Genomic DNA, 23,790 nt, shown 5'->3' with positions numbered 1-23,790 from the left:
AACTTACGTCACTTCGTAAAGTCTTTCTTAAATTCGGATCAGTGGCATTTGATTCTGGATCGACGATCGGCCTTGCTTGTTGAAGAAGGTCACTGGTTCGGACGCCACCGCACAAGGAATTCATTATGATACGGCGCATTTTCCTCGTTTCCTCCGCCCTCGCGATCGGCGGCGTCCTCGCCGCATGCAGCGACAGCGGCAACAAGCAGGGCGCGGCCGGGGCCGCGGGTGCAGCCGCCGCCCAGCAAGCCGCGCCGGTTGGCGTGATATCCCTGACGAAGGCCACCTTCCCCGTCACCACGATCCTGCCTGGCCGCGCCGAGGCTTCGCAGATCGCCGACATTCGCCCGCAGGTGAGCGGCATCATCCGCGAGATCCCCTTCAAGGAAGGTGGCGAAGTCAAGAAGGGCGACGTCCTCTATCAGATCGAAGACGCACCTTACCTGGCAACCGCTGCACAAGCGCGCGCCGCCATTGCCAAGGCCGAAGCCAGCGTTCCCAGCGCGCAAAGCAATTTCGATCGTTACCAGCGCCTAGTCGGCTCGGGCGCGACGCAGATCGAGCTTGAGACCGCACGCACCAACCTTCTGCAGGCGCAGGCCGAGGTCGAATCCGCGAAGGCAGCGCTGACTGCCGCCGAAATCGATGTCGACCACACGAAGATCACTGCGCCGTTTGACGGCGTTATCGACCAGACGGCATACAACGTCGGCAACGTCGTCGCGGCCAACCAGACGACGGCGCTCACCACCGTGCGCCAGTTGGACCCGGTCTACATTCTATTGACGGAGTCGAGCACCAACCTGCTGCGGCTTCGCGACGCGATCCGCAGCGGCGAGGTCAAGGGCAACGCCGGCAATGCCGCCTTCCGCCTCATCCTCGAAAACGGCAAGGAATATGACCAGAAGGGCACGCTCGACATGTCGAAGTCCGTCGTCAGCGAGACGACCGGGACGTTTATCATCCGCGTGCGCTTCCCGAATCCAGATCACATCATCTTGCCCGGCATGTATGTCCGCGCGACGCTGGAACTCGGCGCGGAGCAAGGCTATGCGCTGCCGCAGCTTGCCACCAGCCGAAATGCAAATGGTGAGCTGACCGCGCAGTTCGTCTCAGCCGACGGCAAGGTCGAAACCCGCATCTTCGAAAACGCATCTCCTTCGAACAACGCCTGGCTTGTGACCGAGGGTATCAAGGACGGCGACCAGCTGATCGTCAGTGGCCTGCAGTCGATTACGGCAGGCATGCCCGTCAAGCCAATGCCGATGAAAATCAATGACAAGGGCATCGTCGTGCCCGCTGATCAGGCCGCATCCGGTGAAGCGCAGAAGCCCGCCGCGAAGTAATTCGCGACGAACCGTGATCAGAGCCGCACAGGAACAGTAAGCCAATGGCCAAGTTTTTCATCCGACGCCCGATCTTTGCTTGGGTCATCGCGATTACGATCATGCTCGCGGGCCTGCTCGCGATCTTTACGCTCTCGATTTCGCAATACCCCGATATCGCGCCGACGACGGTGCGGATCAACGCGACCTATCGCGGAGCGAGTGCCGAAACGGTCGAGAAATCGGTGACGACCATCATCGAAGACGGCATGACCGGCCTCGACGACCTGACTTACATGACCTCGACCTCGTCGACCGGCTCTGCCAGCATCTCGCTGACGTTCGGCACCAGTGCCGACCCCGACATCGCGCAGGTTCAGGTCCAGAACAAGCTCCAGCTCGTGCAGTCCAAGCTGCCGGGCGATGTCATTGACGCTGGCATCAGCGTCACCCGCTCGACGTCGAGCATCCTGCTCGTCGGCTCGCTCGTTTCGACCGACGGCAAGCGCAGTTCCGTCGACCTCGGCAACATCATGTCGACGTCCATCGAAGATCAGATCCAGCGGTTGGAAGGCGTCGGCAGCATCAATATCTTCGGCTCCGGCTACGCCATGCGCGTCTGGCTCGATCCGTACAAGCTGCTGAAGTACCAATTGACGACAGGCGACGTGACCTCCGCAATCGAAGCACAGAACACCCAGGTTTCCGTTGGATCGCTTGGCGCCCAGCCATCAGTTGAAGGCCAGCAGCTCAACGTGACCATTACGGCGCAGAGCCAGCTCACTACCGTTTCCGACTTCGAGCACATCATTCTGAAGGTCGAAAAGGACGGTTCCACCGTGCGCCTCAGCGACGTGGCACGCATCGAGATCGGCCAGGAGAGCTATGGCGGCTCCTCCCGTTACAACGGTCAGCCATCGAGCGGTTTTGCCGTCAACCTCGCCATCGGCGCCAACGCCATCGATACTGCCGCCCGCGTACGCTCTGCCCTCGACACCATCAGCCGCGGCCTGCCGGAAGGCGTGGAAATCACCTATCCGTACGACACAACACCGTTCGTCGAGCTGTCGATCGAGAAGGTCGTGCACACGCTGATTGAAGCCATCGTTCTCGTGTTCATCGTGCTGCTGATCTTCCTGCAGAATCTTCGGGCAACGCTTATTCCGACGATCGCCGTGCCGGTGGTTCTGCTAGGGACCTTTGGCATTCTCGCCATGGCGGGATATTCGATCAACACGCTGACAATGTTTGCCATGGTGCTGGCGATCGGCCTCCTCGTCGACGACGCGATCGTCGTCGTCGAGAACGTCGAACGCATCATGACGGAAGAGAAGCTGTCGCCGCTCGAAGCGACCGAGAAGTCGATGGGCGAAATCACCGGCGCGATCGTTGGTATCGCGCTCGTCCTCACGGCCGTCTTTATTCCAATGGCCTTCTTCGGCGGTTCAACCGGCATCATCTATCGCCAGTTCTCCGTGACGATTGTCTCGGCAATGCTGCTTTCTGCCCTCGTCGCGATCGTGCTGACGCCAGCGCTCTGCGCGACGATGCTAAAGCCTGTAAGCGAGCACAAGAAGCACCGCATCGGTGACTGGTTCAACCGCAACTTCACGCGCTCCACCAACGGCTATGTCAGGACCATCAGTTACCTGCTGAAGCGGCCGATCCGCGTCATGCTCGTCTTCCTTCTTATCGGCGTCGGTTGCGCCTATCTCTTCAATCGCCTGCCAAGCTCGTTCCTTCCTCAGGAAGACCAGGGCGTTCTGCTGACCATCGTCACCACCCCTCCGGGTTCGACGACACAGCAGACGCAAGCTGTCGTCGAGAAGGTCGAGAAATACTACCGCGAGAACGAGAAGGATGCCGTCCAGTCCGTCTTCGGCGCGCTTGGTTTCGGCTTCAATGGCTCTGGCCAGAACAGCGCCATCGTTTTCACCAAGCTCAAGGATTTCTCGGAACGCACGGAACCAAACCTGCATGCCCAGGCTGTCGTGACGCGGGCGCTCAAGACCTTCTTCACCTTCCGCGAGGCGCAGGTCTTCGCGCTGCTGCCGCCCGCGATCCAGGGTCTCGGTGTCTCGAGCGGCTTCTCCATGTATCTCGTCGACACCGGCGGTCATGGCACCGATGCGCTGGATGCTGCCTCGAAGCGGCTGATCCAGATGGCCAACACCAGCGGCAAGGTCGTTGCCCTCCGCAGCAACAACAAGGAAGTCGAGCCGCAGATGAAGATCGTCATTGACCAGGAGAAGATCGGCGCGATGGGCGTCGATATTTCCGCGGTCAATTCGATGCTCTCGGTGATCTTTACCGGCCGCGACGTCAACGACTTCACGCTGAACGGCGAGATCAAGCCGGTCTACGTGCAGGGTGATGCGCCATTCCGCATGCAGCCTGACGATCTCGATCATTGGTATGCCCGCAACTCGAGCGGGGAGATGGTGCCCTTCTCCGCCTTCACCCGCACAGAATGGGTCAAGGGCGCCCCGACGCTCGCCCGCTTCAACGCAGTAAGCGCCATCCCGCTCGACGGCGCGTCCCCACCGGGCGTAAGCTCGGGTGACGCGATGAATGAAATGGAAGCTTTGACCGCGCAGCTGGGCGGCGGTTACACCGTCGCCTGGCAAGGTATCTCCTACCAGGAACGTTTGTCGGGTTCGCAAGCACCGATGCTCTACGCGATCTCCGTCCTCGTCGTCTTCCTCTGCCTGGCAGCGCTTTACGAAAGCTGGTCGATCCCGTTCTCCGTCATCATGGCCGTACCGGTCGGCGTCCTCGGGGCCCTCACTGCCGCAACGTTCTTCGGCCAGGCGAACGACGTCTACTTCAAGGTCGGCCTGCTTACGACCATAGGTCTTGCCGCGAAAAACGCGATCCTGATCGTGGAGTTTGCGAAGGACAGAATGGAAACGGGAATGGGACTGCTAGAGGCGACACTTGAGGCAGCGCGCCTGCGCCTACGCCCCATCATCATGACATCGCTTGCCTTCATTCTAGGCGTCGTACCGCTTGCAATCGCAACCGGCGCCGGTTCTGCAGCGCAAAACGCGATCGGCATCGGAGTGCTCGGCGGCATGCTCGCAGCAACGGCTCTCGGCATCTTCTTTGTCCCCTCATTCTTCGTTGTCATCCGCCGGATCTTCTCGCGGACGCAAAAAAATGAAGCGTGAGTGTGATATAAATGCACTGTGAGAAGAGGAGACTCGTTGATACATTGCCGCCGACTGCTTCGGGATGGTGTTTCTCATTTGAGCGAAGCGCGGCCGATAGCGAAGCATGAAGGCTTCTGACAAGAATAGATTTGGTCGAGTTACAGGAAGATTTTTAATGGCATCTTTTCGCTTTGCCTCTCCGGCGCTTCTGCTTTTGCTCGCGGGCTGTGTCAGCGGCCCGGATCATGTTCCTCCGGAGATGCCGCTTCCGTCGAAGTTCAGCGAGGGCGGCGCCAAGAACATAGGCGACGTCTCGACGGCAGCGTGGTGGACGGCTTATCGTGACACCAGGCTGAACGGCCTGGTCGGCGAGGGACTAAACCAGAACCTCTCGGTACAGCAGGCCCTAGAACGCATCAACGCCGCAGCTGGCGGCGTCACCGTGGCCGGCGCCGGTTCGTTGCCGAGCCTGCTGGTCGGTGCCAGCCACACCACGAGCGGCACGATGGGTGAGCGGAGCGTCTCAGGCGGCGCCACCAACATCAGCGCCGGCGAAGCCAACGTCTCCTGGCTACTCGATCTCTTCGGCCAGTATCGCCGCTCCAAGGAAAGCGCACAGGCAAGCCTTGATGCCGCCTATTCCAGCGCCGACGTCGCCAAGCTCACCCTCCTGCAGGATCTGGTGAACTCCTACATCGACCTGCGCTTCTTCCAGGAGCGCCTGGCACTGTCGCGCGCCAACCTGAAGTCGCGCCAGGAAACCTACGAGCTGACCAAGTTCCAGCTCGAAGCCGGCGCCGCCTCACGCCTCGACGTCGTCCAGGCCGAAGGACTGGTGCAGTCGACGCAGGCCGAAATCCCCGGTCTGGAAACCAATATCCGAGTCGCCGCCCACCACATCGCCACGCTGCTCGGCCAGCCGGCCGGCTCACTGCTCGGTGAGCTCCTGAAGGGCGCACCGCAGCCGATCTTCCGCGGCGGCATTGCCTCCGGCGTCCCGGCCGACCTGATCCGCAACCGGCCCGACATTCGCGTCGCCGAGCGGAATCTCGCCGCCGCTACCGCCAATATCGGCGTTGCCATCTCGCAGCTCTACCCGACGATCACCCTGTCGGGTTCGATCTCGCCGAGCTATGTCAAGGTGGCCGGCGTCTCGGGCGGCAGCTTGACCAGCTGGTCCTTCGGCCCGACCCTGACGCTGCCGATCTTCGACGGCGGCCGCCTGCGCGCCAATGTCGACATCGCCAAGTCCGATGCCAAGACGCAGTATCTCGCCTGGAAATCGACGGTGCTAAGCGCTGTCGAAGAGGTCGAGAACGCGCTCTCGGCGGTGCGCCGCGACGCCCAGACGGTGGAAGCGCTGCGCGCCCAGGTGAAGACGACGCAGGAAACCCTGGAACTGTCGACCGCCAGCTATAAGGACGGTGCGTCTTCGCTGCTCGATGTGCTCGATGCGCAGCGCCAGGTGTCGCTGGCCCAGGCAAGTCTTGCTGCAGCCATCCAGCAGATGGCCAAGGACTATGTCGCCCTCAACGTCGCCATCGGCGGCGGCTACAATCCGGGCGCACCGCGGACCACCGCGCCACCAAAGGCAAGCTGAGCCACATGAGACATCAAGCCCCGCCAACAGCGGGGCTTATACATTGCGAGGCCGGTGCATCGGTTATGATGCACCGGCCTCGTTTGCCATTGAGGTGATTGCAACACCGCAGTGACGATGCGCAGAGCGGTTGGTCCTAGCGGGCCTGAACTTTCGTTCGTAAAAAAGCAGAACCCTTTGCGCATTTCGAGGCTTCGTCGAACCGTTGAGAGAGCTTCGCGCTCGCGTATAAGGGAGACATCGCCTCATGACCTATACTAGCCGCTTTATCGGCATCGACATATCGAAATCGTCCTTCGACATCTGCGTGCTTCCCGACATGCACTCGGCAAGCTTCTCCAATGATGCTGGTGGCATTGCTAGGTTCATCGCCTTTCTCGCGCAACTGGATGGCATCGAACGCCTGGTTGTGGAGCCGACTGGCGGCTATGAGCGATCCGTCGTGCATACCCTGCTGGCCGCTCGCTTGCCGGTCGCCAAGGTCAATGCCAGGCAGATCAGGCAGTTCGCGCGTGCCTGCGGCCAGCTCTCCAAGACCGACAGGATCGACGCGTTCGTCCTTGCCGACTATGCCAGACGCATGGAAACGAAGGATCTGGCACCTTCCTCGCCGGCTCAGGTGGTGCTGATCGATCTGGTGTCACGCTACAGGCAACTGTCGCATATGATCGTGCAGGAAAAGAACCGGCTGGAAAAACTCGGCGCTCGAGCCGATGCCACGGCAAGGGCGTGGATCGAGGAGACACTTTCGTTCCTTCTGCAGCAGCGCCAGTCGGTGGTCGATGCAATGGAAGCCTGTCTCCAATCGGATGAGGATCTTGCCGTCAAGGCGAAAGTCCTGATGTCGCTCAAGGGCATCGGACTGCGAACCGCATGCTTGCTGATCGCCGGACTTCCCGAACTCGGTCTGTTGAACAAAGGCCAGATCGCAAAGCTGGTCGGTGTTGCCCCTATCAATCGCGACAGTGGCCTGATGCGTGGCAAGAGGATGATTGCCGGCGGCCGCAAACCAGTGCGCGACGCCCTTTACATCGCCGCCTTGCCCGCCATCCGCTTCGATCCAGCCATGAAGGCCGTCTTCGAACGACTGAAAGCGAAAGGAAAGCCCGGAAAGGTCGCTCTCGTCGCGGTCATGCGAAGGATGATCATAATCCTCAATGCCAAAATGAGAGACTATCGAGCAACGGTGATTGACGCCTAACACCGTTGCTTTTTTATTACTGTCACCGCATCAATACTGACCGCGGCGGCAATTTTGGAATCGACAAGGCCAATGGCGTGATGTACGAATGATTAAACGATTAATCTACAGAAAACCATGCCTCCCACGCGACCTGGACCGAATCTGAGCAGGATTGCAACGTCGCTTGGCGTCTCCGTCGCGACAGTCTCCAATGCGCTCTCGGGCAAGGGTCGTGTTTCCGAACAACTGGCTGAGAAAATCAAGGAACATGCGGCCGAACTCGGCTATGTCCCTAGCCAGRCAGGGCGTGCATTGCGTACCGGCCGCAGCGGCGTCCTTGGCCTGGTTCTACCTGATATCGCCAACCCGCTTTTCCCCAAGCTTGCGCAGGCCATCGAATTCGCGGCCAGCGCGGCGGGCTACGGCGTGCTGATCGCCGACTCCCGAGGCGACGTTGCAACGCAGACCGAGGCAATCAACCGACTGATCGAGCGTGGCGTCGAGGGCATGGTGATAATACCGCGCCGGGCCACTCGAATTTCCGCCGCGGCCTGTCCCGTCGCGGTCATTGATACAGCGTCCACGCCGGGCAACACCGTTGCCGCCGATCACATGCAAGGCGGCTGGGCGATCGCCAATCATCTAGCCGAGCTTGGGCATCGTCGTGTCCTTATCATCGGCAACAATCCCGTCTCAAACGTCCAGAACGATCGCGTGGGAGGAATCCGTTCAGGTCTCCGTCCCGGGATGAGTTCGGCAACCCTCTGGATCGAGACGCTGGAACGGCAAAACGGCGGCGGCTGCAGCCTCGGCCTCGCTGAGAAAGTGCGTGAGGGCTACACGGCATTCGCCGCACTGTCAGACCTGCAGGCGCTGCGAGCCCTCACAGAGTTGCAGCGTGACGGCATCGATGTGCCCAGCATGGCGAGCGTTACCGGTTTCGACGATCTCATCTGGTCGCCGGTCATCACGCCATCCCTGACGACGGTGGCGATGGACATGCACACGATCGCGGAGATCGCGATTTCATCGCTACTGCAGACCATACAGACGCGAGGCAGCCGCGAGGGCGTACTTGTCACGTCCGAGGCCGACCGAGTTCCAATGCAACTGATCGTTCGCCAGTCCTCCGGGCCGGCGGACCCAACACGAATATCCTGACAGACGGAGAACAGCTGACATGAAGAATGCCCTCATCGCTTCGGCCGCGCTATTGGCGCTGTCGCCCCTCGCCGCAAAGGCAGAGGAGAAGACGCTGACGATTTCCGTCTATGCCTTCGCTCAGGATGACTTCAAGACCATCGTCTACGACCCCTTCGAGGCGAAGTGCGGCTGCAAGCTCGTGGTCGAGACCGGCAACAGCGTCGAGCGACTTGCCAAGATGGAGGCCAACAAGGCGAGCCCCGTCATCGACATGGCTGTCGTCTCCATGGCCGATGCCCTTTCAGCCTCGCGCAAGGACCTGATCGACAAGATTGATACTTCGAAGCTCTCCAATTTCGGGAAGCTCTATGACCTCGCCAAGGATCCGAATGGCGACGGCATGAGCGTCGGCTATACCTTCTATGCCACGTCGATCGCCTACCGCTCCGACAAGATGAAGATCGAGTCCTGGGCAGACTTGCTGAAGCCTGAATATGTTGGCCATGTCGCCTTCCCGAACGTCACCACCAACCAGGGCCCTCCGGCGCTCTTCATGCTCGGCCAGGCGCTCGGCAGCGACCACCCGGACCTGAAGGCGCCGATCGAGGCGCTCGGCGAGAAGAAGGACGAGATCGTCACTTTCTATGAGAAGTCCTCGCAGCTCGTGCAGCTGATGCAGCAGGAGGAAATCTGGGCCGCCCCGATCGGCCGTTTTTCCTGGGCAGGCTTCACCAAGCTCGACGTTCCCGTCGCATGGGCAACGCCCAAGGAAGGCCAGACTGGCGGCATGAACGTGATGGTCGTCACCAAGGGCTCGCAGAACCGTGATCTCGCCCTGCAGTTCATGGACTTCTGGCTCTCCACCGAAATCCAGACGAAGCTTGCTGAAAAGCTCGTCGACAGCCCGGCGAACAAGGAGGTCAAGCTCTCCGAAGAAGCCGCCAACAACCTGACCTACGGCGAAGAAACCGCCAAGAGCCTGAAGCTCATCCCGTCAGCAGCCGCGCTCGACAACCGCGCCGCCTGGCTGAAGGAATGGAACGAGAAGGTCGGTCAGTAATTTCCAAGCTGGCTCCCAGGCTTGCGGGAGCCAGCCCTTCCATCCGTCGAAAGTCGCTTCATGTTTCAGAACCGCGCAGAAGCCCTGGCGCTTGCCCTGCCCGCAGCAGTCTTTGCCGCGCTGGTCTTCCTGCTGCCCGTTGTCGTCCTCCTCTCCGAAGGCTTCCGCATCGACGGCAGCTGGACGCTCAGCGCCTATACCGGCTTCTTTTCCGAGTCGCTGAACCGTACTGTCTTTTTGCGGACCTTCCGCTTAGGGCTTGAGGTGACAGCGGTTTCGGCTGTCATCGGCTATGCCGCCGCCTTCGCAATCGTCAACCTGCCGCCGAAGGGCAAGGGCCGGGTGATCGGCCTCGTCACCTTGCCGCTGATGATCTCGCCGGTTGCCCGCACCTATGCCTGGATCGTCATCCTCGGCCGCACCGGCATCGTCAATCAGGCCATCCAGGGCCTCGGCCTCAGCGACGGCCCGCTGCGCCTGCTCTTCACCGAAACCGCGGTCTTCATCGGTCTGCTGCAGCTCTTCCTGCCGCTGATGATTCTGTCGCTGATCAGCGCCCTCGAGAACATGCCGAAGGACGCCATTCCCGCCGCCCGCGTGCTCGGTGCCAACTGGTTCCAGGTGTTCTGGAAGGTGATCCTGCCGGTCACCCGCGAAGGCCTCGTCGTCGGCGGCACGCTCGTCTTCACTGGATCGCTTACCGCCTACATTACGCCTGCCGTGCTTGGCGGCTCGAAGGTGCTGATGCTGGAAACGCTGCTCTATCAGCAGGTGTCGGTGGCCAACAACTTCGTCTCGGCAAGCGTCATCGCCTTCATGCTGATCGTCATGAGCTTTGCCGCCAACATCCTGCTCAAGCGCCTTGCCACGGCGAGGAACAAGCGATGACCGCCCGTATTCTCTCTCCGCTGGTTCTCGGCCTTTTGCTGATCTTCCTGATCGGCCCGTTCCTGATCATCATCGCCGCATCGCTCTCGGCTGGCGACACACTCGCCTTCCCGCCGCAGGGTCTTTCCCTGAAATGGGTCGCCAAGGTCTTCACCATCGACAGCTTCCGCGAGAGCTTCGCCATGTCGATGTTCCTTGCCGTCTTCGGCACGCTGACAGCGCTCGTGCTCGGCATTCCCGCCGCCTACGCACTGTCGCGCTACAAGTTGCCCTTCGGCGAAACGGTGCGCACCATCGTCTCGCTGCCGATCATCGTACCCGGCATCATCGTCGGTCTGGCCCTGCTGCGCTATCTCGTCGTGCCCTTCGGCTTCAACATCACGCTGGCCCTGTTCATGGCGCACACGGCGCTCGTGCTGCCCTACGCCGTGCGCGTCGTGTCAGCCAGCCTCAACAACCTGCGCTCGGATATGGAAGAAGCTGCCGTCCTGCTCGGTTCCTCACGCGTTGGCGCCTTCTTCCGCGTCGTCATGCCAAATATCCGCGGCGGCATCCTGGCGGCCTTCATCCTTGGCTTCGTGACGAGCTTCAATCAGGTTCCGGTCTCGCTCTTCCTCTCCGGTCCGGGCGTCCGCACCCTGCCGATCGACATGCTGGGCTACATGGAGACCACGTACGATCCGTCGATCGCGGCTCTCTCCTCGCTGCTTGCCTTCCTTTCCATCGGCATCGTCTTCCTTGCCGAACGCTTCCTGGGATTCTCTCGTTATGTCTGACGCCTATCTCAAACTCGACAAGCTGACGCTTGCCTACGGCGATACGGTCGCGGTGAAGGATCTGGATCTTACGATCAGGAAAGGTGAACTCGTCGCCCTCCTCGGCCCCTCCGGCTGCGGCAAGACCACGACGATGCGCTCCATCGCCGGCCTGCTGAACCCGAGTTCCGGCCGCATCACCCTCGACGGGTCGGACATCACCCGCGTTTCCGCCAACAAGCGCAATGTCGGGCTCGTCTTCCAGTCCTACGCCCTCTTCCCGCATCTGACGGTCTACGAGAACGTCGCCTTCGGCTTGCGCCTGAAGGGCATCGGCGGCAAGGATCTCGATGGCAAGGTCAGCGCCGGCATCAAATCAGTCGGCCTTGCCAAGTTTGCCGATCGCAAACCCGCCGAACTCTCCGGCGGCCAGCAGCAGCGTGTGGCCCTTGCCCGTTCCATGGTCATGGAGCCGAAAGTTCTCTTGCTCGATGAGCCCCTTTCCAATCTCGACGCCCGCCTGCGCCTCGAAATGCGCGCCGAGCTGCAGCGCGTCCAGAAGGAAACCGGCGTCACGATGATCTTCGTCACCCACGATCAGATCGAGGCGCTCGCTCTCGCCGACCGGATCGTGGTGATGCTGAACGGCGGCATCGAGCAGGTCGGTACACCGGAGGAAATCTACAATAAGCCCGTCTCGGCCTTCGTCGCCGATTTCGTGGGCTTCGAAAACGTCTTTGCGCTGGAAAACGGCAAGCTCGCGACATCCACCACATCGGTCGAGCTTTCCGGTCCAGCGCCACAGGCCGCAAAGGGCCTGGCCTGGCGTCCGCGCATGGTGAACCTTGGTTCAGGTCCTTACCAGGGCACCGTGCGCGGCACCTCGTTTGCCGGCAACACCCGCGAATATCTGCTCGACACGCCGCTTGGCCCCATCAAGGCCGAGGTCGATGCCGAACTGCCGACGCATGCGATCGGCTCGACACTTCCATTCGACCTGCCGCTTGCCGCAGCAGCGCCGCTCTCACGCTACAGGTAACATCATGGGCGTCTGGATCGACACCGACATGGGCTTTGACGATATCGCCGCGATCCTCGTGGTGACACACGCGAAGCTCGACATCGCAGGCGTCTCGCTTGTCTTCGGCAACACGCCGCTGGCGCAGGTGCGCGTCAACGCATCAGGTGCTGCCAAGGCCTTCGGCTGGACTTTCCCGATCCACACCGGCCGTGCCATGCCAGTTCTCGGCTCGCTCGAAACCGCCCAGGCGATCCTCGGCGAAACAGGTATTCCGACATCGGGCCAAGGTCTGCCCGCCGCGCCGGCCTTGCCGGAAGGCGATGCATTCGCTGCGCTCTGCCGCTGGCTAGAGACCAATGGCCCGCACCGGATCCTGGCTCTCGGCCCGTTGACCAATCTCGCCGCCCTCGCACTGGCATGCCCGGACCTCGCAGCCCGTATCACCGAACTCACCTGGATGGGTGGCGGCGTCACCGCAGGAAATCACACGGCATCGGCCGAGTTCAACGCGCTGGCCGACCCGGAAGCCCTCGCCATCGTTCTCGCCCATAATCTGCCGCTGCGCATGGTCGATCTCGATCTTTGCCGCAAGGTTATCGCGACTCCTGACGACGTCGGCCCGGTGCGAGACGCCGGTGGCGCCAACGCGCCCCTTATCGCCGATATGCTCGACGGCTACATCGGCATCGGAACCAGCCGCGGCAGACCGGGAATGGCGATCTACGACCCATCAGCCGCAGTCGCCTTCGTCGCACCCGACATCGTTACTTTCCGCCCGGCGCGCATCGACGCCGAATTGCAGGGTCAACATTCGCGTGGCCGCACCGTGGTGGAGACCCGGGCGACGCATGCAACTTTCAACGCCAAATACGCCGTCGATATCGACACTGAAAAGGCCCGCGCCCTGATCCTCGGCGCACTGATCGATGAGGCCGGCCGATGAGCGCCGCCGAAACGAAGGATCTCAACGATCCCGCACTTCGCGCCCGTGCCGTCGCCGCCGCGCGCGGTGGTGCGCCTTTCGACCTGCTGATCTCGGGCGGACGCCTGCTCGATGTCGTCACCGGCCTGACCCGCGACGCCGACATCGGCGTCGTTGGACCGCTCATCGCAAGCGTCCACGCACCGGGCAGCCGCACCGACGCTGCCAAGACCGTCGACGCAACAGGCAGCATCGTTTCGCCAGGCCTCATCGATACGCACATGCATATCGAAAGCTCGATGGTGACGCCCGCCGCCTATGCGGCAGCCGTCGTTCCGCGCGGCGTGACGACTGTCGTCTGGGATCCGCACGAATTTGGCAACGTGCATGGCCTGGACGGCGTGCGCTGGGCAATCGAAGCGTCCCGGTGCCTGCCCCTCCGTACCATTGTTCTCGCGCCTTCCTGCGTTCCTTCCGCTCCGGGGCTTGAAGTCGCCGGCGCCGATTTCGACGCATCGGTCATCGCCGAAATGCTGCGGTGGCCTGGCATCGGCGGTGTAGCCGAGGTCATGAATATGCGCGGCGTGATCGACGGCGATCCCCGCATGACTGATATTGTGAATGCCGGCCTCGCTTCGGAAAAACTCATTTGCGGCCATGCGCGCGGACTTGAATGCGCTGACCTGAACGCCTTCATGGCTGCCGGTGTCAGCTCCGATCACGAATTGACCTCGAGCGCGGACCTGCTGCAGAAGCTGGCCGCCGGACTGACCATCGAGCTTCGCGGCTCGCATGACTATCTGCTGCAGGAGTTCGTAACCGCGCTCAACGGAATCGGCCATCTGCCATCGACGGTCACGCTCTGCACGGACGACGTCTTCCCCGACGAACTGAAGGACGGCGGAGGTCTTGACGATGTCATCCGACGGCTCGTCCGCTATGGCATGAAACCGGAATGGGCGCTGCGGGCCGCCACCTTCAATGCAGCGCAGCGATTGAAGCGTTCGGATCTTGGCTTGATTGCCGCCGGCAGACGCGCCGATATCGTGCTCTTCGAAGACCTCGTTGGTTTCGCCACGAAAGCCGTCATCGCCAATGGCGCAATCGTCTCGACATCGGGCGAAATGAACGCCCAGTTGCGCTCGTTCGATACCGTCGCGCTACAAAATTCGATCAAGCTGACCGCCCTGGCGGAAGATGACTTCAGGGTTCCCGCCACCGGCAAGCGCGTTCGTGTCGCCACGATTGACCGCCCCCGTTTCACACAGTGGGGCGAGGCGGAAACCGGCGTCGACGGCGGCTTCATCGTGCCGCCGGTCGGGAGCACCATGATCGCGGTCGCGCATCGGCACGGCAAGGTCGACGGTCGGCCGCGCGTCGGCTTCCTGACAGGTTGGGGAGAATGGCGCGGAGCCTTCTGCACGACGGTGTCCCACGACAGCCACAACCTCACGGTCTTCGGCGGCAATGCACGCGACATGGCGGTCGCCGCCAACGCGGTGATATCAGCGGGCGGCGGCATGGCTGTCGCCAGAGATGGCCAGATTGAAGCGCTTCTACCCTTGCCGGTGTCCGGCTTGGTCACCAACGCGCCATTGGAAGAAACGGCCGCGTCCTTCCGGGCGATCCGAAAGGCGATGGAAAAGATCGTCGACTGGAAGCCGCCCTATCTCGTCTTCAAGGCCTGCTTCGGCGCAACGCTTGCCTGCAACGTCGGCCCGCATCAGACCGATCGGGGGATCGCCGACGTCCTTACAGGCCAAGTGCTCGAAAGCCCAGTGATCGAGACCCCCGAGCACGAGGAGTAGCAGCAGCTGGGCTTGTGCCCCAGCTGCGGTCGGCTAAGTCATCGAGGTCCGCGAACCACCGATTAAAGTGCGGCCTTCAGCTCGCGCTCGACCAGCGTTGTCCAAAAGGCCGCGCCGTAGCCAATCGCATGATCATTGAAGTCATAAGCGGTGTTGTGATGCAGGGCGCCATCGACGGCAGGACCGTTCCCGAGCCAGACGTAACATCCCGGCGCATTCTGGCCGAAGAACGCGAAATCATCGCCTGCCGTCGAGGGCGGGAAACTCGTGCGCACCTTCCCCTCGAAGACCGCCTTAGCGGCGCCGAGCGCACGCGCGGTCGCGTCGCTGTCGTTGACCACGGGCGGAATACGTCGTTCGAACTGGTAGTCGACCGCAATGCCGAACATCGCCGCCGTGCCATTCGCAAGCCGGCCGATCTCTTCCTCGAGTTGATCGCGAACTTCAGGCGAATAGGCCCGGGCGGTGCCGCCGATCTCGACGATATCGGGTATGACGTTCAACGCCTTGGGGTCGCCGGCCTGCAGCGAGCAGGCGCTAATGACGGCCGGCTGCAGCGGATCGACGACGCGCCCGACAATCGTCTGCAATGAGGTCAGGAAGGTGCCGGCAGCGGTGATCGGATCCTTGCCGAGATGCGGCTTGGCGCCGTGCGTCCCGGTGCCCCGTAAGGTCACGCGCCAACTGTCTGACGATGCCAATTGAGGGCCTTCGACTACAGCGATCTCATCGACGGCAAGGCCCGGCATATTGTGAAGCCCGTAGACGGCATCGCAGGGGAACAGTTCGAACAGACCCTCCTCGACCATCCTGCGCGCGCCGCCCCTCCCCTCCTCGGCCGGCTGGAAGATGAAATGCACGGTTCCGGAGAAGTCACGCGTTGCCGCCAGATATCGTGCCGCGCCGAGCAGCATTGTTGTGTGCCCGTCATGTCCGCAGGCATGCATCTTGCCACTAAATTTTGACTTATACGGACGATCCGCCATCTCCGGCATCGCAAGCGCATCCATATCCGCCCGCAACCCGATTGTCCGCGTGCCATTGCCGACCGGCAGTGTACCGACAACGCCGGTGCCGCCGAGGCCGCGATGCACCTTGATGCCTGCGTCTTCGAGCAACTGCGCGACGATGTCGCTCGTGCGCTCCTCCTCGAAGCCAAGCTCTGGATGGGCATGCAGGTCGCGACGCAGTCCAGTCAGGAAGGGCAGATCGGTCTCGATCCGGGCGGGAATGGGCATGGGCCTTGGATGTCCTGTAAATACAAGCGGGCGCCAGAACAGCGCCCGTCACAGTCCATCCGTTATTTAACAATTGCCCTAGGAATTCAACCTTCTCAACCGGCTCAAACGACGGTCTCCCCGCCGTCGACCACGAGGATCTGCCCAGTCATGTAAGAGGAGCGGTCCGACACGAGGAAGAGGATCGGCTCGGCGATCTCCGACACGTCGGCCCAGCGTCCAAGTGGCACCTTCTCAGCGATATAGGCTTCGATCGCCTCACGCCCGCCCATCTGGGCAATGAAGGGTTCGTTGAAGGGCGTATCCACCCAGCCGGGGCAAAGCGCATTCACGCGGATGCCGAACCTGGCATAGTCGCCCGCCATCTGCCGCGTCATGGCGATGACGGCGTGCTTTGTCGTCGTATAGGCGATCATCTCGCGATCGTAGAGCACGCCCGATGAGGATGAGGTGTTGAGAATGACGCCTTTGCCCGTCTTCTTCATGACAGGCATGACGAAGCGCGCGGCCATGAAATGTGCGCGGACATTCAAGCTCCAGGACTTGTCAAAACCGTCGATCGCGACCTGCTCCAGATCGCCGGCGACCTGCGCACCGGCATGGTTGTGAAGGATGTCGATGCGGCCATGATGTTCGGCAATCGCGGCAATGCCTGCTTCCAGCGCCTTGTCGTCGGTGACATCAAGCACCATGCTTTCGGCGCTGCCGCCACACCTACGGATCCGGCTGACGGTCTCCTCGGCATTCATGAAGTCGATGTCGGCGACGACGACATGGGCGCCCTGTTTCGCCATGACGAGCGCGCCGGCCTGACCGATGCCGGACCCGGCACCGGTGACGATTGCAACACGGTTCTTGAGGATCATGGTGTTTCCCAATTAGGTTGTTGTTGTCCTTTCGCGCATAAGGAAACGCGCGATGAGAATGAGGGCAAGCGATGCGATGAGCACCATCGTGGCGATTGCGTTGATCTCGGGCGTCACGCCGCGACGGATCGAGGCAAAGACGTAGATCGGCAGCGTCGTGTTCGACCCGGCGACGAAGAACGCGATGATGAAGTCATCGAAGGAGAAGGTGAAAGCGAGCAGGAAACCGGCCAGGATCGACGGCAGGATCTGCGGCAGCACGATCTGGCGAAAGGTCGTCAGCGGCGTCGCGTAGAGATCACTCGACGCTTCGACGATATCGCGCCCGAGGCTGGCGATGCGCGCCTTCACGATCATCGTCACCAGGGCCATGGTAAAAAGCCCGTGTGCGGCGATGATCGAACCGTAGCCGAGCGTCAGCTTTGGCGGTTGATTGCCGGGCCAAATCGCTGCCAATGCCGGATTGATGAAACCGAAGACTTCAACCAGGGCAACCAGCGTCGCGATGCCGATCACAACCCCCGGAACGACGATAGCTGCGGCAAACAGGCCATCGAACACGGCCCGTGTCTTGGCGCCAAGCCGCTCCATGCCGAGCGCGGCCATGGTGCCGAAGATCGCCGCTAGTGCAGCGCTGGTCAGGGCTATGATGAGGCTGTTTTGCAGAGCCTCCATGAGGAAGGTGTTCGAGAGCGCCTTACCGTACCATTGCGTGGAAAAGCCCGTGAAATCGGAAGCGTTGCGGCCCGCATTGAACGAGAACAACACCACCAGCGCGATCGGTGTGTAGAGAAACAGATAGACTGCCGTAACAAGCCCACGCATCAGACAAGATCCACCTGGCGGGTACCCGCAACGCGCCAGGCGATGCGCATGGCGACGAGAAGCACGATGACGACGACGACAACGAGGGTGACGGCGATCGCGGAGCCGAACGGCCAGTTGCGCGACTGCAGGAAGAGGTCGACCAGCGCGTTCCCGATAAAGAACACCTTGCCGCCGCCCAGCAGCTGCGGGATCAGGTACTCACCGAGCAACAGGATGGTGACCAGCGCCACGCCGGTCATCACGCCCGGCAACGACAGCGGCAGCGTTATGCCGAAGAAAGTCGACAGCGGTCTTGCTCCGAGGTCCGCTGAAGCTTCCAGCAACCGGCGGTCCAGCTTTTCCAGGCTGACGTAGATCGGCATGATCATCAGCGGCAGGTAGCCATAGACGATGCCGAGAAGGACAGCCCCCGGCGTGTTCAGAAGCCGTACATTCTCGATGCCGACAAATTCCAGGAGATGCGGGATGCCCCGCGCGCCGAGGATATACATCCACGCATAGGTGCGAACGAGAAGACTGGTCCAGAAAGGCACTACGACGAGTGACACCAGCAACAACCGATACTGCGGGCTTACCTTCACCGCCAGGTAGTAGGCGACCGGATAGGCCACCAACAGGCAGACGAAGGACCCAATCGGCGCAAGCACCAGCGTGTTCTTGAAGGCGGCCGCACGGGATCCGAGATTGGCAAATTGGGCAAACGTAAATGCCGCTTGGTAACCGCCTTCCGGCGCCCGCTCGCCGAAGGAGAACACAACGATGGCAATGAACGGCAGGACCAAAAAGACGAACAGCCACGCGCTCGCCGGCGCAACGAGGGCCGCGGTGATCAGGCGTTTTCTGGTGTCCGGTGACAGAGCCATTCTGGAGGTTCGCTGGTTGGTGACCACGAGGAGGCTTGCCTCCTCCCGAAACCGGGAAGAGGCATTGCATGACGGCAGGCTGGTCACGCCGACTTGAACCGCGCCATCAACTCGGCGCGACCCGGATCCGTCAGGGTTATAGCGGCGCCGAACTCCAGAGGCGTCAGCGATGCTTCATCCGGATAGACGATCTTGTTTGAGGTGATCTCCTTCGGCAGCAACGAAATGACGCGGCTATCGGTGGTCGGCGCGCCGTTGGCGATATGCTCCTTCACCGCGTTCGCGGGATCCATCAGGTAGTTGAGAAGAGCATAGCCTGCCGCCTTGTTCGGAGCGTCCTTCGGGATCGCATAGTAGTCGGTCCAGATTTCACCACCGTCCGTTCCGAGGATGTAGGCAAGCTCAGGCATGTCGCGATTAAGCTGCGCACCGTCGTTCGTCCAGCACATCGTCATCCAGGCGTCCGTGGCGCGCATGGCCGGCTGATAGTCGGAGTTGATGGCGAAGAGATGCGGTTTCACCTTGATCAGCAGCTCCTCGGCCTTCGCAAGCTCCTCCGGCTTGATCGAGTTGAAACCATAGCCCAGCGACACCAGCGCGCTGCCGATCGTCGTCAGCTGGTAGTCATGCACCATGGCGCGGCCATCAGCTTCTGTCTGCGCGACCTCGAAGAAATCCTTCCAGCTCGTGGGCTTCGCCTTGATCTTGGAGGTGTTGACCGAGAATCCGGTCGTGCCCCAGTTCTTCGGTAGAGCGTAGGTCTTGCCGTCGATCTGGCCTTCCTTGGTAAAACGCGGGCTCTCCGTCGACTGGCTGAAATTGACAATCTTCGAGAGGTCGAGTTCGTCAATCAGGCCGAGCTTGTGGTAGGTGGAAATCGTGTAGTTGGTCGGCACGAAAAGCGACCAGCCGGAAGCGCCCGCCTGCAGCTTCGCCAGCATTTCCTCGTTCGAACCGAACACGTTGACTTCGACGGCCACGCCGGTTGCCGCCTTGAAGTTCTCGAATGTCGCCGGATCATGGTAGTTCGGCCAGGTCGCGATCGACATCTGCGTGCCGAGGTCTTCGCCGGCATAGGCTGGCGTCGACAAGGCACCTGGGAAGCGCGACATCACGGCGGTCGCAAGACCGAGGCCGGTGATGCCGAGGAAGTGGCGGCGGCTGACAGAGCCACGCTTGAGCCGCATGAACTCGTCCATGAAGCCGTTGGCTGAAATGGGAAGGTTATCCTTATAGTCTTTGCTCATGATGCTGTTCCCTTGTTTTGATTTTAGGCTGCACTTGATGCTGAGAAGACATGGGCCGCGCCGGGATCAAAGCCGAGGTAGACGGCCTCGCCGGGCTCGACCAGATCGCTTTCGTTCATGCTGCGGCGGTCGGCGGTCACCAGAAAGTCACCGAGCCCCGGCACCGTGACGGCATATTCCGCCGACGACCCCAGGAAGATGCGGTGGGTCACCGTGCCTTTGAAGCTTGCGATATCGGGCGCCTGCATGCGTGTCAGGCGGATCGATTCCGGCCGGATCGCGACGATTGCCTCGCCCGTTGAAACACCCGCCCGGATCCCCGCGGCGATTGCGGAACCGTCCGCAAGACGCAGCGTCGCGCCATCCGCCTCCATCGTCGCCTTCACCCGGTTGGTCTTGCCAACGAAATCGGCTACGAACAAATCGGCCGGGCGGTCATAGACCTCCTGCGGCGAGCCCAGCTGGCGAATCCGCCCCGCGCTCATCACGCAGACGATATCCGCCATAGAGAGCGCTTCTTCCTGATCATGGGTGACCAGAACAAAGGTGATGCCAAGTTCGCGTTGCAATGTCTGCAATTCGATCTGCATGGCGGAGCGTAGCTTCTTGTCGAGCGCAGCCAGCGGTTCGTCCAGGAGCAGCACCGACGGACGGTTGACGATCGCGCGAGCGAGCGCCACGCGCTGCTGCTGTCCACCAGACATTTCGTGGATGCGGCGCTTGGCGAAGCCGCCGAGCCGAACCATTTCAAGCGCCTCAGTGACACGCCGGTCGATTTCGGCCGCCGCAAACTTGGGCCGCACCTGCTTCAGACCATAAGCAACGTTCTGCCGGACGTCGAAATGCGGAAACAACGCATAATGCTGAAAGACCATGTTCACCGGGCGCCGATAGGCCGGCACACCGTTCATCTCGCGCCCGTCGATCAGCACAGTACCTTGGCTTGGCTGCTCGAAACCGCCGATCATGCGCAGGCAAGTGGTCTTGCCGCAGCCCGACGGGCCGAGCAACGCGAGGAATGCACCCTTCGGCACATTGAGGTTGATGTCCGTTACGGCGATCACCGGGCCATAATTCTTGGTGACCGAACGGAATTCGATATCGTTCGTCGAAGCAGATGCCACGTCTGTTCCCTGCGGTTGGTCTGGATTGGGCAGTCTAGCGCTGCCTTTTGCCACCGTCGTTGTGGAAAGACTAAGCGCGCCCTTCCCTCACGGTATATACCCCGAGAGGGGTATTCTAGCCGCAAAGCCTTCATGGAAGGTATATACACGGGGAGCGGATTTCCGCGCGGGGCGATCAGGAGGTTCCGGGAAATGAGCACTGACCTGGAGGCGCTATTTCGGGCCTTCAATGCCACCATTGGCCGGCAGGCGATGGGCGATGCAGAATTCGGCGAGACCTTCCGGGAGATGATGGCGGCGCTCGTAAGCTTCGACTACGTCGTTGTCTTCGCCTATCGCGGCAAGGAGCGGCCGATCGATCTCTACAGCACCTTCGACCCGAAGGAGCACATCATTTTCGTGACCCTCTACCAGGCTGGCCCCTACCTCCTCGACCCGTTCTACCACACGGCCCATGAACGTCGCGCCGGCGTGTTTCGCATGCGGGAACTGGCGCCAGACCGGTTCTTCTCCAGCGAGTACTACCGGACTTATTACGTCCAGACAGGCCTTGCAGAGGAGATCGGTTTCTTCGTCACGGCCGATGACGATATCACGATCGTTCTTTCGCTTATGCGCAAGGAAAAGACCGGGCCCTTCCCGCCTGCGGAATTTGCCTTGCTGAAGAAAGCCGAACCATTGATCGCAAACATGGTTCGGCACTACTGGGCCGGGCTCGGAACTCGCTTTGATGCGCAACAGCATTCGAGACCCCGCGGCAACCGCAAACGCAACGCCAGTGAAAGCGCCCTGCAGCCCGCCGAAGCGGTGTGGCGTGATCTCAATCTCACCAGCCGCGAGACCGCGATCGTCGATCTTGTCCTTCAGGGGCACTCCTCCGAGTCGATCGGCCTGAAGCTCAACATCTCGACAGGGACCGTGAAGGTTCATCGGCGCAACGTCTACCGCAAGCTCGGCATATCGTCGCAAACACAGCTCCTCTCGCTGTACCTCAAGAATCTGTCGTGACGCACGCTTGACAGTCTCGAAGCCTGGATGCCCTATTGCGGCAACGCGAAAGGGCCAGCGATGAGCGACGATCAAACCCCGACCGACAGCAAGCTCACCAGATCGAAGCGCCGCTGGGCCGAGGAAGGAAAATTCCTCACCGGCCGCATCAGTCGCCCGGAAACCGAGCGCCTGCCGCCGGGTCAGCACCTCGTCAAGGATTGGCCGATCCTTGATCTCGGCCAGCACCCGATCATCGCGCCCGACACATGGAGCCTGGAAGTCCGTGGACTGGTCGAAACCCCGCTTGATCTTACCTGGACCGCCTTCCAGGCGCTCGAGCAGAGCACTAAGGTCACCGACATTCATTGCGTGACGACGTGGTCACGCTACGACAACAAGTGGAAGGGTGTTTCGACGCGCGACCTGCTCGATCAGGCAATGCCGAATCCGGAAGCTCACTACGTCATGCTGACAAGCTATGATGGCTATACGACAAACTTGCCGCTCTCCGACTTCGCCGCAGAAGATGCCATCCTCGCAACCTCCTGGGAAGGTGTGCCGCTGACGCGCGATCACGGCGGCCCCATGCGGCTCGTCGTTCCGCATCTCTATTTCTGGAAGAGCGCCAAGTGGCTGCGCCGTATCGAGCTGCTGCCGGCCGATGCATCAGGCTTCTGGGAAAAAAACGGCTATCACATGTACGGCGACCCCTGGCGCGAACAACGCTACTCGGATGATTGAAACCGGACGCCGCGGGCGCCTCCAGCCTGAACCCGCTTAACGTGCAGAACGCACACCGAGAAATTCGCTTCAAAATAGATGCAGCGAGCGATATATTTTTCCTATTAATGCCTTACGACGATTCAGCCGTGGTCGGCTGTTGAAAGCTGTACCCATTTTGGGTTGTCGTAGTGCAACGATTCCAGATATCGCGCATGGATTGATGAACAAGGACACTTCATTTCATACTGTCACGCAGAAACTGCTGGACGCATGGTTGCATACCACGCCGCAACTGCCGGCCGCTCCAGAGGACATCTATCGCGACGTCCTCGAGCTCCTGACGATCCGGATGAGGATGACGCTCGTCGTTCTCAACGGCGACGATCCGTTGCAATGGCATCTGAAGGTCGTGCGCTCTTCTACCGTCAGTTCGCGTATCCTGAACATCAACAAGCTCTTTGCCGATCAGCGCATCGGCGAATTCAAGGATCGGGGCTACATGGAGACGGCCGTCATCCCGCGTTATCGCGAGGTGATTGCCACGCAGAAGCCGTCGATGGAACTGGTCAAGACACGGGTGCTTGGCGTCAACATCGGATACGAACGGCTGATCCTTCCGCAAAAGACAACGGCGCAACATCCAGCCTGGCTTCTGGCGGTCTCGAACGGCCGCTTCATGTTCAACCCGCCGCAGCAGCGAGCACGCATGGATGCGACCGATGAAGCCGTGATGCAGCTCCTGACGGAAGGCGCGACGGCCAAGGAGATCGCCGCTGACCTCGGCATTTCACACCGCACGGTCGAGCACCGCCTGGAGCGCATGAAGGAGCGCTACGGAGCGAAGAACACTGTCCATCTCGCGGCCATGCTGATTGCGACGCACCTCGACCGCGATATCGAGAAGAGCTAGGCTGTGGTGACAATTTAACTATTTGATCCATAGCATGATGCTCGCGAGCTTTATGAAGCCGAGGAAGTTGTCGGCGATCTTGTCGTAGCGCGTTGCGATACGCCGCCATTGTTTGAGCTTGGCGAAGAAGCTCTCAATGCCCCA

The 23,790-nt window shown here is 61.2% G+C and carries 20 protein-coding genes and 1 pseudogene; 14 read left to right on the top strand and 7 right to left on the bottom strand.

Annotated features, from left to right (window positions below; genetic code table 11):
- Positions 1-125 precede the first annotated feature (125 nt).
- The 11 genes from AC1DE4_RS28270 (at position 126) to AC1DE4_RS28220 (ending at position 14,857) form a co-directional block, all read left to right on the top strand.
- Positions 126-1,346, top strand: coding sequence for an efflux RND transporter periplasmic adaptor subunit (locus AC1DE4_RS28270; protein ID WP_018860331.1), 1,221 nt, complete (start codon positions 126-128; stop codon positions 1,344-1,346).
- A gap of 44 nt (positions 1,347-1,390) precedes the next feature.
- The gene (locus tag AC1DE4_RS28265) at positions 1,391-4,495 is read left to right on the top strand and encodes an efflux RND transporter permease subunit (protein ID WP_018860332.1); all 3,105 of its coding nucleotides are present in this window, start codon (positions 1,391-1,393) and stop codon (positions 4,493-4,495) included.
- A 157-nt stretch (positions 4,496-4,652) separates the two neighbouring features.
- On the top strand, positions 4,653-6,077 hold the full coding sequence (locus AC1DE4_RS28260) for an efflux transporter outer membrane subunit (RefSeq protein ID WP_018860333.1): 1,425 nt from the start codon (positions 4,653-4,655) through the stop codon (positions 6,075-6,077).
- Positions 6,078-6,324: 247 nt separating this feature from the next.
- Complete coding sequence (locus AC1DE4_RS28255; protein WP_210333100.1) at positions 6,325-7,278, top strand: IS110 family RNA-guided transposase; 954 nt, start codon at positions 6,325-6,327, stop codon at positions 7,276-7,278.
- 117 nt (positions 7,279-7,395) lie between these two features.
- Entirely contained in the window at positions 7,396-8,421 is a 1,026-nt protein-coding gene (locus tag AC1DE4_RS28250) for a LacI family DNA-binding transcriptional regulator (RefSeq protein ID WP_477884152.1), read from the top strand.
- A 19-nt stretch (positions 8,422-8,440) separates the two neighbouring features.
- Entirely contained in the window at positions 8,441-9,463 is a 1,023-nt protein-coding gene (locus AC1DE4_RS28245) for an ABC transporter substrate-binding protein (protein ID WP_018859251.1), read from the top strand.
- Positions 9,464-9,523: 60 nt separating this feature from the next.
- Positions 9,524-10,351, top strand: coding sequence for an ABC transporter permease (locus AC1DE4_RS28240; RefSeq protein WP_018859250.1), 828 nt, complete (start codon positions 9,524-9,526; stop codon positions 10,349-10,351).
- The gene (locus tag AC1DE4_RS28235) at positions 10,348-11,127 is read left to right on the top strand and encodes an ABC transporter permease (protein ID WP_018859249.1); all 780 of its coding nucleotides are present in this window, start codon (positions 10,348-10,350) and stop codon (positions 11,125-11,127) included. The genes AC1DE4_RS28240 and AC1DE4_RS28235 overlap by 4 nt, the downstream gene beginning before the upstream one ends.
- The gene (locus AC1DE4_RS28230) at positions 11,120-12,145 is read left to right on the top strand and encodes an ABC transporter ATP-binding protein (protein WP_018859248.1); all 1,026 of its coding nucleotides are present in this window, start codon (positions 11,120-11,122) and stop codon (positions 12,143-12,145) included. Before AC1DE4_RS28235 ends, AC1DE4_RS28230 begins: the two co-directional genes overlap by 8 nt.
- Before the next feature lie 4 nt (positions 12,146-12,149).
- The gene (locus AC1DE4_RS28225; RefSeq protein ID WP_018859247.1) at positions 12,150-13,070 is read left to right on the top strand and encodes a nucleoside hydrolase; all 921 of its coding nucleotides are present in this window, start codon (positions 12,150-12,152) and stop codon (positions 13,068-13,070) included.
- The gene (locus AC1DE4_RS28220) at positions 13,067-14,857 is read left to right on the top strand and encodes an adenine deaminase (protein ID WP_192242178.1); all 1,791 of its coding nucleotides are present in this window, start codon (positions 13,067-13,069) and stop codon (positions 14,855-14,857) included. The genes AC1DE4_RS28225 and AC1DE4_RS28220 overlap by 4 nt, the downstream gene beginning before the upstream one ends.
- 62 nt (positions 14,858-14,919) lie before the next feature.
- Here AC1DE4_RS28220 and AC1DE4_RS28215 read toward each other — a convergent pair whose 3' ends face one another.
- The 6 genes from AC1DE4_RS28215 to AC1DE4_RS28190 form a co-directional block, all read right to left on the bottom strand.
- The gene (locus tag AC1DE4_RS28215; protein WP_113471972.1) at positions 14,920-16,095 is read right to left on the bottom strand and encodes a M20 aminoacylase family protein; all 1,176 of its coding nucleotides are present in this window, start codon (positions 16,093-16,095) and stop codon (positions 14,920-14,922) included.
- Between the two features lie 104 nt (positions 16,096-16,199).
- Positions 16,200-16,961 (bottom strand): SDR family NAD(P)-dependent oxidoreductase, encoded by a 762-nt coding sequence (locus AC1DE4_RS28210; protein WP_018117122.1) that lies wholly within the window; start codon positions 16,959-16,961, stop codon positions 16,200-16,202.
- 12 nt (positions 16,962-16,973) lie between these two features.
- Complete coding sequence (locus AC1DE4_RS28205; protein ID WP_018859244.1) at positions 16,974-17,786, bottom strand: ABC transporter permease; 813 nt, start codon at positions 17,784-17,786, stop codon at positions 16,974-16,976.
- On the bottom strand, positions 17,786-18,652 hold the full coding sequence (locus AC1DE4_RS28200; protein WP_018859243.1) for an ABC transporter permease: 867 nt from the start codon (positions 18,650-18,652) through the stop codon (positions 17,786-17,788). The genes AC1DE4_RS28205 and AC1DE4_RS28200 overlap by 1 nt, the downstream gene beginning before the upstream one ends.
- Before the next feature lie 83 nt (positions 18,653-18,735).
- Complete coding sequence (locus AC1DE4_RS28195) at positions 18,736-19,899, bottom strand: polyamine ABC transporter substrate-binding protein (protein ID WP_018859242.1); 1,164 nt, start codon at positions 19,897-19,899, stop codon at positions 18,736-18,738.
- Between the two features lie 23 nt (positions 19,900-19,922).
- The gene (locus tag AC1DE4_RS28190) at positions 19,923-21,023 is read right to left on the bottom strand and encodes an ABC transporter ATP-binding protein (protein WP_018859241.1); all 1,101 of its coding nucleotides are present in this window, start codon (positions 21,021-21,023) and stop codon (positions 19,923-19,925) included.
- 192 nt (positions 21,024-21,215) lie between these two features.
- Between AC1DE4_RS28190 and AC1DE4_RS28185 the strand changes: the two genes are divergently transcribed.
- The 3 genes from AC1DE4_RS28185 to AC1DE4_RS28175 all read left to right on the top strand — a co-directional run bounded on the left by AC1DE4_RS28185 (position 21,216) and on the right by AC1DE4_RS28175 (position 23,646).
- Complete coding sequence (locus AC1DE4_RS28185; RefSeq protein WP_018859240.1) at positions 21,216-22,031, top strand: helix-turn-helix domain-containing protein; 816 nt, start codon at positions 21,216-21,218, stop codon at positions 22,029-22,031.
- A 60-nt stretch (positions 22,032-22,091) separates the two neighbouring features.
- Complete coding sequence (locus AC1DE4_RS28180) at positions 22,092-22,754, top strand: sulfite oxidase-like oxidoreductase (protein WP_026372056.1); 663 nt, start codon at positions 22,092-22,094, stop codon at positions 22,752-22,754.
- Between the two features lie 202 nt (positions 22,755-22,956).
- The gene (locus AC1DE4_RS28175; protein WP_018859239.1) at positions 22,957-23,646 is read left to right on the top strand and encodes a response regulator transcription factor; all 690 of its coding nucleotides are present in this window, start codon (positions 22,957-22,959) and stop codon (positions 23,644-23,646) included.
- Positions 23,647-23,664: 18 nt separating this feature from the next.
- Here AC1DE4_RS28175 and AC1DE4_RS28170 read toward each other — a convergent pair.
- Positions 23,665-23,790, bottom strand: a pseudogene (locus AC1DE4_RS28170) (IS5/IS1182 family transposase); the annotation flags it as partial.

It is taken from the genome of Rhizobium sp. 10N414 (genome assembly GCF_056394785.1).
This window is presented reverse-complemented; position numbering and strand designations above follow the sequence as displayed.